Below are 12,137 nucleotides of genomic sequence, written 5' to 3' on the forward strand. Positions count from 1 at the left end.
GCGTTCAAGTCGGTGGGCCTGAGCGGTCTGGCGGATGTCATCGCGGTCGGCGCCATCATCGGCATTCTGACCGTCATGTTCACCTTCATGCTCGGCGTGACCCGGGTGTGGTTCTCGATGAGCCGGGACGGCCTGCTGCCGAAGTGGTTCGCCAAGATCCATCCCAAGTACGGCACGCCCGCGCGCCCCACGATGATCCTTGGGGTGTTCACCGCACTGGTCGCCGGCTTCCTGCCGATCGGCGAGGTGGCCGAGCTGGTCAACATCGGCACGCTGGCCGCCTTCATCATCATCTGCGGCTCGGTGCTGATCCTGCGCGTGCGCCAGCCGCACGTGGAGCGCCGTTTCCGTACGCCGATGCTGTGGCTGGTGGCCCCGGCCGGCATGCTGTTCTCGCTGTTCCTGATCATTGGCTGGCCGTGGTTCGCCGACGGTCGCTTCCAGCTGCTCGGCGGCCTGCCGATGATTACCATCTGGCGCTTCATCGCCTGGATGGCGCTGGGCCTGGTGATCTACTTCGCCTACGGCATGCGCCACAGCGAACTGGCCAAGTCGTAAGCCACGCTGTTGCCGTCAATGAAACGCCCGCGGAGCCGGTCCGGTTCCGCGGGCGTTTTCTCGATGGAGCGATCGCACCGTGTAATCCGTCACCGCCGGGCAACTCCAGCGACGGACCATCGCTTTGACGAAGGTGGCAGGCAGGCCAGCGCAAGGCGGTGATCGAAACCTCTCTGGTTCGGCTGCGGACGGCGAGGGTGAGCATGTGCAAGGCGACCGCCGTGCGCATCGCAATATCGACTCTTCCCGCCCCAGGCAACGCGCGGGCGATCCGCGAGTAGGTTGCGGCCTGTTCTGTCGGCCATCGCCGATCTTCGATGACTATGACTGGCGGCGGTGATGCGGCGCTCGCTGGCCTTCGGCTCGCGTACTTTCGGTCCTCCCGATGGTCGATGCCGTGACCTCTGGCAGGGGGCTGGGGGTGACCTTCGACCTACCATCGACCCCTTGTCCCATGCCGGACCCGCACCACAGGACGTGACGAGCGGTCGGCGTGGTTGCAGCCAGGGGAGGTGAGGTATCGCGTTCCCGGCGTCTGCCCGGAGTGCGTCCTATGCATCGAGTCTCCCGCCTGTTTTCCGCCTTGAGCTTCGCTCTCGTCCTGCCGGTCGCCGCCGCGACGGAGCTGCCGACCCCGGTCGACCAGCCCTATGCCGGCACGCTGACGCTGGCGCTGGATCTGACCGATGCGCCGAAGAAGGTGTTCCGTGTGGCCGAGACCATCCCGGTGACGCCCGGTCCGCTGACTCTGTACTACCCCAAGTGGATTCCCGGCGAACACGCGCCGTCCGGCCCGATCCAGAACGTCACCGGACTGGTCATCACCGCCGACGGCAAGCCGGTGCGGTGGCGGCGTGACCTGCGCGAGATGTACGCGATTCACCTGGACGTGCCAGCCGGCGTCGAGCAGCTCGATCTGGCGTTCCAGTTCCTGTCGCCGGGTGATGGTGGCGAGTTTGGCGCCAGCGCCTCGTCCACGCCCAAGCTGGTGGACATGGAGTTCAACCAGGTAGCGTTCTATCCGGCCGGGCACTACACGCGGCAGATCACCATCGCACCCCGCGTCACCCTCCCGGCGGGCTGGAAGTTCGGCAGTGCCCTGGAAGTGGCCAGCCAGTCCGGTGCCACCACCACGTTCAAGCCGGTCACCTTCAACAACCTGGTGGACTCGCCGCTGATCGCCGGCGCGCACTTCAACCGCGTGGACCTGGATCCCGGCGCCAAGGTGCCGGTGCACCTCAACGTGGTGGGTGACGGTGCCGACGACGTCAAGCTCAGCGACAAGCAGCTGGCTGGCCAGCGCGCGGTGGTGCAGCAGACGCTGAAGTTGTTCGGCGCGCACCACTACGGGCACTACGATTTCCTGCTCACGCTGTCCGATCACACCGGCCACTTCGGGCTGGAGCACCACCAGTCCAGCGACGACCGCCTGCCGGCCAACTTCTTCACCGACGACACCATGCACACGCTGGCGGCCAGCCTCATGCCGCACGAGTACGTGCACTCGTGGAACGGCAAGTTCCGCCGCCCGGCCGACCTGTGGACGCCCACCTTCATGGAGCCGATGCAGGACGACCTGCTGTGGGTCTACGAAGGCCTCACCGATTACTGGTGCGGCGTGATCACCGCCCGCGCCGGGTTGTGGAGTTCGGCGCAGTATCGCGACTCGTTGGCCTCGATCGCCGCGGCCATGGCGCACCGCACCGGCCGCGGCTGGCGCTCACTGCAGGACACCGCCGATGCCGCGCCGCTTACCTACTTCGGCGGCGGCGGCTGGATCAACTGGCGCCGCGGCACCGACTTCTATCCCGAAGGTCAGCTGCTGTGGCTGGACGTGGACACGCAGATCCGCGAGCTCTCGCACAACAAGCACTCGCTGGACGATTTCGCCCGCGCGTTCTACGGCATGGACCCAGGCAGCTACGTCACCAAGACCTACACCTTTGACGACGTGGTCGCCACGCTCAACCAGGTGCAGCCGTACGACTGGGCGAGCTTCCTGCGCCAGCGCCTGGACTACACCGGCACCGAGCTGCCCGAGCACGGCATCGAGCGCGGCGGCTGGAAGCTGGTCTACACCGATCAGCCCAACGACATGGACAAGGCGATGGAGAAAGTGCGCCACGGCGTGAACCTGGCCTACTCGCTGGGCCTGTCCGCCGGCAGCAACGGCCAGATCTTCGACGTGCAGTGGGACGGTCCCGCGTTCAAGGCCGGCCTGGTGCCGGGCCTCACCATCGTGGCCGTCAACGGCAAGGACTATTCGCCCGACGCACTCAAGGATGCCGTCACCGCGGCCAAGGGCGCGGGCGCGCCGGTCGAGCTGCTGGTGAAGAACGTGGACACCTTCAGCACCTACCGCGTCGACTATCACGACGGCCTGAAGTACCCGCACCTGGTCCGCGCCAGCGGCAAAGACCTGCTGGGCGACATCGCCGCGGCGCGCAAGTAACTACATCCACCCTCATCCCCGCGGTCGGCGCCTGCGCCGGCCGGGTTCACCGACCACCCCGCATCGAGGAGATGCCTCTTGAAAAACACCGCTCTCGCTTCCGCCCTCCTGGTGGCCGGCCTCGGCCTGCTGGCCGCGCCGGCCCACGCCGACAACGTGCCGCCCGTGCAGGACACGCCCTACGCGCCGGGCACGCTGAAGATCCACGTGGACGCCACCGATGTGGCGCACCGTGTGTTCCGCGTGCACGAGACGATCCCCGCTGCGGCCGGCCCGCTCACCCTGCTGTACCCGCAGTGGATTCCGGGCAACCACTCGCCCACCGGCCCGATCGACAAGTTCGCCGGCCTCACCGTGAAGGCGAACGGCAAGACGCTCACCTGGACGCGTGATCCGCTCAACGTCTACGCCTTCCACGTCGACGTACCCGAAGGCGCCAGTGCGGTGGACGTGGACTTCCAGTTCCTCACCGCGCAGGAGCGCAACCAGGGCCGCATCATGATGACGCCCGAAATGCTCAGCCTGCAGTGGGACAAGGTGTCGGTGTATCCCGCCGGCCACAACATCCGCATGATCAACGCCGACGCCAGCGTGACCCTGCCAGCCGGCTGGGAAGGCGCCACCGCGCTGGAGCTCGCCTCCAAGAACGGCGACACCTGGAACTACAAGACCATCACCTACAACGCGCTGGTCGATTCGCCGATGCTCGCCGGCAAGTACCACAAGCAGGTCGATCTCGATCCGGGCGCCAAGGTGCCGGTGCACATGGACCTGTTCGCCGACGCGCCGAAGTACCTCGAGTTCACGCCCGAGCAGATCAAGCCGCACCGCGAGCTGATCCAGCAGATGTACAAGCTCTACGGCGCGCACCACTACAGCCACTACACCTTCCTCACCTCGCTCAGCGACAAGCTCGGCGGCATCGGCCTGGAGCACCACCAGTCCAGTGAAGACGGCGTCTCGGCCGACTACTTCACCGAGTGGAAGAAGAACGCGCTGTCGCGCGATCTGTTCTCGCACGAGTACAACCACTCCTGGGACGGCAAGTACCGCCGCGGCGCGGATCTCACCACGCCCAACTTCAACGTGCCGATGAGCGACACGCTGCTGTGGGTGTACGAGGGCCAGACCCAGTTCTGGGGTTACGTCGTCGCCGCGCGCGCCGGCCTGTGGACCCCCGAGCAGACCCGCGACATGCTCGCCTTCGCCGCCGCCACCTACGACAAGGGCCGCCCGGGCCTGGCCAGCTGGCGCAACGTGCAGGACACCACCAACGACCCCACCATCGCCCAGCGCTCGCCGCTGCCGTACCGCAACTACCAGGCCAGCGAGGACTACTACGTCGCCGGCGCGATGATCTGGCTCGACGTGGACGCCAAGCTGCGTGCGCTCACCGGCGGCAAGAAGAGCATCGACAACTTCGCCAAAGCCTTCTTCGGCATGAACAACGGCGACTGGAAGGTCAACACCTACACCTTCGAGGACGTGGTGAAGACGCTCGACGGCATCGCCAAGTTCGACTGGGCGCCGTTCCTGCGTGAGCGTCTCGATGGTCACGGCCCGCTGATCAACGGCATCGCCGAGCACGGCTGGAAGCTGGTCTACACCGACAAGCCGTCCGACGCGGTGAAGGCGATCGAATCGCGCCGCGGCTTCGCCGATCTCACCTACTCGCTGGGCGTCTCGGTCACCAAGGACGGCTCCATCGCCGACGTGCTGTGGGACGGCCCGGCGTTCAAGGCCGGCCTGTCGCCGGCGATGAAGATCATCGCCGTCAACGGCGCGGAGTATTCCGCCGATGCACTCAAGGACGCGGTCACCGCTGCGGCGAAGGACAAGAGCCAGCCGGTCGAGCTGCTGGTGAAGAACTTCGATAGCTACAAGACCGTGCGCGTGGACTACCACGACGGCCTGAAGTACCCGCACCTGGAGCGCGACACCAGCAAGCCGGACACCCTGGCCAAGCTGATCAAGCCGCTCTGATCGGAACCGTATCCTCTTTCCGTCGGGAAGAGGGTGCTCCCGCTCCGCTCCCTCCCCCCATCGGGGGGAGCGGAATGAGGAGACGGTTCTTGCGACCGTCTCCCATGATCTGCGTGGTCGAAGCAAGCTCGGGTGTGACTGGGCCGGACGCAGCCAACCGTGCCCGCGGCCAACGCATCGCCAAGCACCCGTCCAACTCCGCTATACTGCGCGTCCGCCGCACCCCGGACAGACGTCCGCACCGCGGCGGCACGCACCACACGCGCCTGTAGCTCAGCCGGATAGAGTAGTGGCTTCCGAAGCCATTGGTCGGGGGTTCGAATCCCTCCAGGCGCGCCATTTCCATTGATCCAAACGAAGCCGAAGCGAATGCCGGCATCGCCGTCTTGGGCGTGTTATCGGCGAGGCGGGTTATCGCCGGCGGCGGCGCCGCGACGGCCGGCAATCGGCAGATGCCAGCCGCGCTTCACCGCCAGCATGCGCAGCGTGAAGCATGCCGCGGCGCCGGCGCTCATCGTGGCGACCGTAGGTAGACCGAGCAGGGTGCCGAGCACCAGCACGGTTGCGCCGACGAGCGCGGCGACTGCGTACAGGTCGGCGCGCAGCACCATCGGTACGTCGGCCAGCAGCAGGTCGCGCGCGATGCCGCCGCCGATGCCCGTGAGCATGCCCAGCAGTGCCGCCATGACCGGGTGCAACCCGAACGCGAGGGCCTTGTGCGCGCCGGTAACGGTGAACAGCGCCAGGCCGGCGGCGTCGAACATCCGCACCGGGTGCTGCATGCGTTCGATCAGGTGCGACCAGCGAAACGTGATGATGCCGGCCGCTACCGCGGCGGCGAGATAGCGCCAGTCGCTAATGGCGACGGGAGGCACGGCGCCGATCAGCACGTCGCGCGCGATGCCGCCGGAGTTGGCGGCGGCGAATGCCAGCACCAGCACGCCGAACAGATCGAGCTGGCGCCGTGTGGCCGCCAGTGCGCCGCTGAGCGCGAACACGAACGTGCCGGCCAGGTTGGCGATCAGAAGTACGAGCTGTTGTGTCTGCATCGGTGTATCCACGCGGTGCGGGGCGATCCCGGGCGTCCTTGGTCGTGCGCTTGCTGCGTGGGCCAGCGGCATGCGTCGCGGCTGCCGCTGGTGCAGCGGTTACGACCCGCCGCGGTCGCGGGCGCTCACGACGCGATCGACCACGCCACGCTGCTGCCGGCGCGCATCGGCACACACACGCTGTCACCCAGCGGCACGGTGTCGGGCACGGTCCAGGCGCGGCGTTCGAGCACGAGGCGTTCGGTGTTGCGCGGCAGGCGGTAGAAGTCCGGGCCGTGGAAGCTGGCGAAGCCTTCCAGGTTTTCCAGCTTGCCGGCCTCGTCGAACGCTTCGGCGTACAGCTCGATCGCCGCGTGCGCGGTGAAGATGCCGGCGCAGCCGCAGTCGGCCAGCTTGGCTTCGCGTGGATGCGGCGCGCTGTCGGTACCGAGGAAGAAGCGCGGGTCGCCGCTGGTAGCCGCCCGTAGCAGCGCCTGGCGATGCTGCTCGCGCTTGAGCACCGGCGCGCAGTAGTGATGCGGGCGCACGCCGCCGTCGAACAGCGCGTTGCGGTTGAGCAGCAGGTGGTGGACGGTGATCGTCGCGGCGATGTTGGCGGTCGCGCTCTGCACGAACTGCACGGCGTCGGCGGTGGTGATGTGCTCGAACACCACGCGCAGCCCCGGGAATCGTTCGCGCAGCGGCAGCATGTGGCGGTCGATAAAGGTCTTCTCGCGATCGAACACGTCTACCGTCGGATCGGTCACCTCGCCGTGTATCAGCAGCGGCAGGTCGGCCTGCTCCATCGCCTCCAGCACCGGGTAGACGGTGGCCAGATCGGACACACCGGCAGCCGAGTTGGTGGTGGCGCCCTGCGGATAGAACTTCACCGCATGCACCTGGCCACTGGCCTTGGCCGCGACGATTTCCTGCGGCGTGGTCTGTCGGGTGAGGTACAGCGTCATCAGCGGCTCGAACGTCATGCCGGCCGGCACGGCGGCGAGGATGCGTTCGCGGTAGGCCAGCGCCTGCGCCACGGTGGTCACCGGCGGCTTGAGGTTGGGCATCACGATGGCGCGGGCGAAGCGGCGCGCGGTGTGGCCCACTACCGAGGCCATCGCCTCGCCGTCGCGCAGGTGCAGGTGCCAGTCGTCGGGGCGGACGATGTCCAGTCGGTCGGTGTGCACGGAACGGTTCCTCGGCCAGGCGGATGGGGCAGACGCCTATTGTCCCGCGTCCGCGCGCAAAAGTCCGGCGCGCCGCCGTGCCGCGCCGGGGGCCGCAACGAAAAAAGCGCCCGAAGGCGCCTTTTTCGTCATTGCCTGGAGCGACCGGCTATGCGCGCGGGCCGCGACGCAAGCCGCCGAAGATCAGCGACAGCACGAACAGCACCAGGAACACCACGAACAGGATCTTGGCGATGCTGGCGGCGCCCGCGGCAATGCCGGTGAAACCGAACAGCGCAGCGATCAGGGCGATCACGAGAAACACGATGGCGTAGTGAAGCATGGCTTGTCTCCTTCTGGGGGCGCGGCGCGCGGCGAGTGCAGCGCGCCGGCCGGATAGTCAGTGGCGCAGCGACTTCTCGAACTCGCGCACCTGGGCTTCGGCTTCATCGCGGGCGATGCCGTAACGCTCCTGAACCTTGCCGGCCAGGTATTCGGCGTTGCCTTCGGCGACGGTGAGGTCGTTGTCGGTGAGCTTGCCCCACTTCTGCTTGATGCTTCCGCCAAGCTGCTTCCACTGGCCCTTGATGGTGTCCTCGTTCATGACTGCTACCTCGTCGATTGGGAAAGTCGGCGAAGCGGTGTCGCCTCGTCCGGGGTCGATTCCATCCGGGGCGCCGTGAAGGCGGCGTGCGGCGGCATGGCGCGGCGCAGCGGGCATTCACGCTGGTGCACGGGGCGCTCACCGGGCGTTCGCACGCACTGCACGAACGGGTCGACGGCCTCGTGCTTTGCGGTGTCATCGCTGTGGAGCCGGGCCGTGTTCCCGCGGCAAAAAAAGAGGCGCCCGAAGGGCGCCTCGCGGAAGTGCGTGATCGGTGAGCGATCAGCTTGAGGATTTCACCTCGAACGCGCGGGTCGATACGGGCTTGCCGTCCAGCGCGATTTCCACCTTGTACTTGCCCGCCGGCCAGGCGTTCGGGTTCTGGATTTTGAACGTGGTGACGGCCGGGCCAGTGGTGGCGATCGACTGGCTGATGGCGCTCACCAGCTGGCCCTTGCCTTCGTCGTAGCTCCACCGGGCGCTCAGGGTGGCGCCGTCAGTGCGGCCGTTGGTTTCGACGCTGGCGTAGATCGCCTTCTGGGTCGCGGTGATGGTGTCCTTGGCCTGGCTGACGGTGTGCGCGGCAGTCACCGCATCACCCACCACCACCTTGCTCACCGCGAACGCATCGGCGTTCACGGGAGCGCTGCTGGCGGTGGTGCTGGCCGGGGCGGGCGCGGTGCTGGTCGGCATGGCCGGCGTCACGGCGGTGCTCGACGGCGCGGGCGTGGTGGCCGGTGCCGGGGTCATCGGCGTCGGCGTGGCCGGGGCGGTGCTGGCCGGTGCCGGCGTGTCGTTGCTGGCGTCGTGCTTGCCGCAAGCACTGAGCATCAGCAGGCCGCTGGCGGCGAGGCTGCACAGGAGGAGGGGGCGAGCGGACGTATTCATGGGGATCTTCCGTCTTCAGCAGGGAGGGGAATGGCGCCATCCGTGGCCACCGCAGCGCGGGACGCGCTGCAGGGGTCGAAAGGCTAGGCCCCACCGGCTGAAGCCCTGATTACCACCGCCGCGCCTCGTTCACCTCGCAGTGAGGCGAGCCAATTGGCCTACTGGCGGGCGCCGCGCAGGTTCACCGGCGCGCTGTCGTCGCTGGCGCGATAGGGGTTGATGTCCAGCCCGCCGCGCCGCGTGTATCGGGCGTAGACGCTCAGTCGCTCCGGCGCGCAGCGCGCCATCAGGTCGACGTAGATGCGCTCCACGCACTGCTCGTGGAATTCGTTGTGGGTGCGGAACGATACGAGGTAGCGCAGCAGCCCCTCGCGATCGATCGGCCGGCCGCGGTAGTGGATCTGCACTGTGCCCCAGTCCGGCTGCCCGGTGACCGGGCAGTTCGAGCGCAGCAGATCAGACACCAGCGACTCCTCGATCGCCTCGCCCGCGCGTACGCGCAGGTAATCGGCCTTGGGCGGGCCGTAGTCGTCGATGTCCAGCGCCTGATCGTCGAGTGAGACGCCGTCCAGGTCGCGCACGGAATGGGCCACCGCCGAGGGCACGCTGAGCTCCACCTTCACCGCGGCGCCGGCAGCGGCCGACAGGTCGCGCTCCAGCGTGGCGATCAGTGTGAGTGTGTCGTCCATGCGCTCCTGCGAGAAGCCGTTGAGATAGAGCTTGAACGACTTTGACTCGATGATGTTCGGCGAGCTCGCCGGCACGCGGATCTCCACCAGCGCCACCATCGGTTTGCCACGCGCGTCCAGCCACGAAAACTCGTACGCGTTCCATACGTCCACACCGCGGAACGGCAGCGGCCCCGTCACGCCGATCTCCGCACGCTTGGCCGCACGCGGAATCGGAAACAGCAAGGCGGGGTCGTAGCGATCGGCGTAGACGGTGCTCTTGCCGAGCAGGGAATCGTCGGGCGTGTTCATGTGCAAAGTGTAGCGGGCGGACGCCGCCAGGCCGCGACCTGGGTCGCGCCTGCGACCACGCGCCCCGTCTGCCATGGAGGACAGGCGGGGCGCGAAGTCGGGCTGTTCAGGCTGACCAGCTTACGCGTTGACCGCCGCCATCATGGCTTCCGGATAGCGCGGGCCCGAGGCCGCGTCCGGCGGAAACACCGCATCGATCGCCGCGAGTTCGGCGGCGCTCAGCTCCACCTGGAGCGTGCCGAGGTTCTCGTCCAGGCGGGAACGGCGCTTGGTGCCGGGGATCGCCACGATGTCCTGGCCCTGCGCCAGCACCCAGGCCAGCGCCAGCTGCGCCGGCGTGCAGCCCTTGCGCGCCGCCAGGGCCTGCACCTGCTCGACCAGACTCAGGTTGCGCGCGAAGTTCTCGCCCTGGAAACGCGGGCTGTGGCGGCGGTAGTCGTCGGCGTCGAAATCCTCAGGCTTGGTGATTGCGCCGGTGAGGAAGCCGCGGCCCAGCGGCGAATACGCCACCAGCGTCACGCCCAGTCGGCGGCAGGCCTCGAGCATGCCATTGGTTTGCGGATCGCGCGTCCACAGCGAGAACTCGCTCTGCAGGGCGGCGATCGGGTGCACCTTGCAGGCACGCTCGAGCGTGGCGCCGGAAGCTTCGGACAGGCCGAGATAGCGCACCTTGCCCGCCTGCATCAGCTCGGCCATCGCGCCCACGGTTTCCTCGATCGGCACGCTCGGATCCACGCGGTGCTGGTAGTAGAGGTCGATGGTGTCCACGCCCAGACGCTTGAGGCTCGCATCGCAGGCGGCGCGCACGTATTCCGGCCGGCCGCTGATGCCCCGCACGGTGGGATCGTTCGGATCGCGCACGATGCCGAACTTGGTCGCCAGGAACACCTCGTCGCGACGGCCCTTGATGGCCTGACCGACCAGCACCTCGTTGGTGTGCGGACCGTACATGTCGGCGGTGTCCAGCAGCGTGAGGCCGCGATCGAGGGCGTGGCGGATCGTGGCGATCGATTCGTCATCGTCACGCCCGCTGTAGAAATCGCTCATGCCCATGCAGCCGAGGCCGAGGGCGGAGACCAACGGGCCATGATGGCCGAGGGTGCGCATTTGCATGAGAAGCTCCTTGTGCGGTTCGGGATAAGGGGCGGTGGAGTGCCCGCAGAACCGACATTCTGCGCGTCGCGCTGGCCTGCATAAATACTCAATAATGGCGAACACCATTCCATATAGATAAACAATCATGGACCGCATCGAAGCCATGCGCCTGTATGCGCGGATCGTCGAACTGGGCAGCTTCACCGCGGCCGCGGACGACCTCACCCTGCCGCGCGCTACCGTCACCCACGCGATCAAGCGGTTGGAGGCGAGGCTGGGGGCGCAGCTGCTACAGCGGACCACCCGCCGCGTACGTACCACCCGCGACGGCGAGGTGTACTACGGCCATTGCCGCCGGCTGCTGGCGGATATCGACGAGGTGGAGGCGGATTTTCGCGAGGCGGCCATCGTGCCCAAGGGACGGTTGCGCGTGGATCTCCCGGGCACCTTCGCCCGTCTGCAGGTGCTGCCGCATCTGCCCGCGTTCTGCGCGCGCTACCCACAGATCGAGCTGGACATCGGCACCGGCGACCGCTTCGTGGACCTGCTGCGCGAAGGCGTCGACTGCGTGCTGCGTGCCGGCAAGCTCGGCGACTCGGGCATGATCGGGCGTCAGGTCGGCCGGCTCACCCAGGTCACCCTCGCCAGCGCCAGCTACGTTCGCGAACACGGTCTGCCGCGCACACTGGCGGATCTGCAGCACGGCCATGTAGCCGTGAACTGGGCCTCGCCCACCACGCGGCGCGTCGAGCCGTTGGAATTCATGGTGGGCCGACGGCGGCGCGAGTTGATGCTGCCGTCGCGCCTGTCGGTAAGCGGCGGGGACGCCTACCTGGGCTGCTGCGAGGCCGGGCTTGGCATCGCCCAGTTTCCCCGCTACCACTTAGCTGAGGCGCTGGCCGCGGGCCGCATGATCGAGTTGCTACCGGACACGCCCCCGCCGCCGTTGCCCCTGACCGTGCTCTACCCGCAGCAACACCACCTCCCGGCGCGACTGCGCGTGTTCGTGGACTGGCTGGCCGAACTGTTGACCGGCCATGGCCCGGCGTAGCGGTGCCATCGCAACGTTCGGCGCTCTCTAATGTAGGAGCTCGCTCGCGGGCGATGCTGTTCGCTTCAGATCGGCATCAAAGCCAGAAGCATCGCCCGCGAGCGGGCTCCTACAAAGGGCGGATAAGGAGTGGCGGGGATCTGCGCGGTGTGTGCAGTCGCGCGATCGCGGCCAGTTGTTCCGGTGCAGCGCACGGCTAGGTAGGAGCCCGCTTGCGGGCGATGCTTTTGGCTTTGATGCCAATCCGAAAGCGAACAGCATCGCCCGCGAGCGGGCTCCTACAACCAAGTGTCAGGCGCGGCGGAAGCCGTGGCGGGGGGCGGCGTCGCCCA

At 67.6% G+C, this 12,137-nt stretch carries 11 protein-coding genes and 1 tRNA gene; 5 read left to right on the forward strand and 7 right to left on the reverse strand.

The features are described 5' to 3' along the window. The 4 genes from ACTHJF_RS00325 to ACTHJF_RS00340 all read left to right on the forward strand — a co-directional run. Nucleotides 1–558, forward strand: a 558-nt coding sequence (locus tag ACTHJF_RS00325; RefSeq protein WP_440265298.1) for an amino acid permease, incomplete at its 5' end; no start/stop codon positions are given. Between the two features lie 553 nt (nt 559–1,111). Continuing rightward, the gene (locus tag ACTHJF_RS00330; protein ID WP_440265299.1) at nt 1,112–3,010 is read left to right on the forward strand and encodes a M61 family metallopeptidase; all 1,899 of its coding nucleotides are present in this window, start codon (nt 1,112–1,114) and stop codon (nt 3,008–3,010) included. Between the two features lie 78 nt (nt 3,011–3,088). Then, nucleotides 3,089–4,993, forward strand: a complete 1,905-nt coding sequence (locus ACTHJF_RS00335; RefSeq protein ID WP_431635277.1) for a M61 family metallopeptidase — start codon at nt 3,089–3,091, stop codon at nt 4,991–4,993. A 262-nt stretch (nt 4,994–5,255) separates the two neighbouring features. After that, nucleotides 5,256–5,332 (forward strand) — tRNA-Arg (locus tag ACTHJF_RS00340). Between the two features lie 56 nt (nt 5,333–5,388). Here the strand turns inward: ACTHJF_RS00340 and ACTHJF_RS00345 are convergent. The 7 genes from ACTHJF_RS00345 to ACTHJF_RS00375 all read right to left on the reverse strand — a co-directional run bounded on the left by ACTHJF_RS00345 (nt 5,389) and on the right by ACTHJF_RS00375 (nt 10,772). Next, nucleotides 5,389–6,042, reverse strand: a complete 654-nt coding sequence (locus ACTHJF_RS00345) for a trimeric intracellular cation channel family protein (RefSeq protein WP_440265300.1) — start codon at nt 6,040–6,042, stop codon at nt 5,389–5,391. Between the two features lie 125 nt (nt 6,043–6,167). Then, nucleotides 6,168–7,208 carry a dihydroorotase gene (gene pyrC, locus ACTHJF_RS00350; protein ID WP_440265301.1) on the reverse strand — a complete coding sequence of 347 codons (1,041 nt, stop codon included), beginning with the start codon at nt 7,206–7,208 and terminating at the stop codon, nt 6,168–6,170. A gap of 148 nt (nt 7,209–7,356) precedes the next feature. After that, nucleotides 7,357–7,530 carry a DUF1328 family protein gene (locus ACTHJF_RS00355; protein WP_431635291.1) on the reverse strand — a complete coding sequence of 58 codons (174 nt, stop codon included), beginning with the start codon at nt 7,528–7,530 and terminating at the stop codon, nt 7,357–7,359. A gap of 57 nt (nt 7,531–7,587) precedes the next feature. Beyond that, nucleotides 7,588–7,791 (reverse strand): CsbD family protein, encoded by a 204-nt coding sequence (locus ACTHJF_RS00360; RefSeq protein WP_431635292.1) that lies wholly within the window; start codon nt 7,789–7,791, stop codon nt 7,588–7,590. A 282-nt stretch (nt 7,792–8,073) separates the two neighbouring features. Then, on the reverse strand, nt 8,074–8,679 hold the full coding sequence (locus ACTHJF_RS00365; protein WP_440265302.1) for a hypothetical protein: 606 nt from the start codon (nt 8,677–8,679) through the stop codon (nt 8,074–8,076). Nucleotides 8,680–8,837: 158 nt separating this feature from the next. Further along, on the reverse strand, nt 8,838–9,659 hold the full coding sequence (gene queF / locus ACTHJF_RS00370; RefSeq protein WP_440265303.1) for an NADPH-dependent 7-cyano-7-deazaguanine reductase QueF: 822 nt from the start codon (nt 9,657–9,659) through the stop codon (nt 8,838–8,840). Nucleotides 9,660–9,779: 120 nt separating this feature from the next. Next, nucleotides 9,780–10,772, reverse strand: coding sequence for an aldo/keto reductase (locus ACTHJF_RS00375; protein WP_440265304.1), 993 nt, complete (start codon nt 10,770–10,772; stop codon nt 9,780–9,782). A 127-nt stretch (nt 10,773–10,899) separates the two neighbouring features. On the opposite strand from ACTHJF_RS00375, the gene ACTHJF_RS00380 reads away from it, so the two are divergent. Beyond that, a complete protein-coding gene (locus ACTHJF_RS00380; protein ID WP_440265305.1) occupies nt 10,900–11,805 on the forward strand; it encodes a LysR substrate-binding domain-containing protein in 906 nt (301 codons plus the stop codon). Nucleotides 11,806–12,137 lie beyond the last annotated feature (332 nt).

Source organism: Dyella sp. (assembly GCF_051962475.1).
Taxonomy (GTDB): domain Bacteria; phylum Pseudomonadota; class Gammaproteobacteria; order Xanthomonadales; family Rhodanobacteraceae; genus Dyella_A.

What these genes read in the sequence shown, in the direction of transcription:
- ACTHJF_RS00380 (WP_440265305.1), top strand. Translation starts at nt 10,900, where the DNA reads ATGGACCGCATCGAAGCCATGCGCCTGTATGCGCGGATCGTCGAACTG.
- ACTHJF_RS00355 (WP_431635291.1), bottom strand. Translation starts at nt 7,530, where the DNA reads ATGCTTCACTACGCCATCGTGTTTCTCGTGATCGCCCTGATCGCTGCG.
- queF (WP_440265303.1), bottom strand. Translation starts at nt 9,659, where the DNA reads ATGAACACGCCCGACGATTCCCTGCTCGGCAAGAGCACCGTCTACGCC.
- ACTHJF_RS00345 (WP_440265300.1), bottom strand. Translation starts at nt 6,042, where the DNA reads ATGCAGACACAACAGCTCGTACTTCTGATCGCCAACCTGGCCGGCACG.
- ACTHJF_RS00365 (WP_440265302.1), bottom strand. Translation starts at nt 8,679, where the DNA reads ATGAATACGTCCGCTCGCCCCCTCCTCCTGTGCAGCCTCGCCGCCAGC.
- ACTHJF_RS00330 (WP_440265299.1), top strand. Translation starts at nt 1,112, where the DNA reads ATGCATCGAGTCTCCCGCCTGTTTTCCGCCTTGAGCTTCGCTCTCGTC.
- ACTHJF_RS00375 (WP_440265304.1), bottom strand. Translation starts at nt 10,772, where the DNA reads ATGCAAATGCGCACCCTCGGCCATCATGGCCCGTTGGTCTCCGCCCTC.
- ACTHJF_RS00360 (WP_431635292.1), bottom strand. Translation starts at nt 7,791, where the DNA reads ATGAACGAGGACACCATCAAGGGCCAGTGGAAGCAGCTTGGCGGAAGC.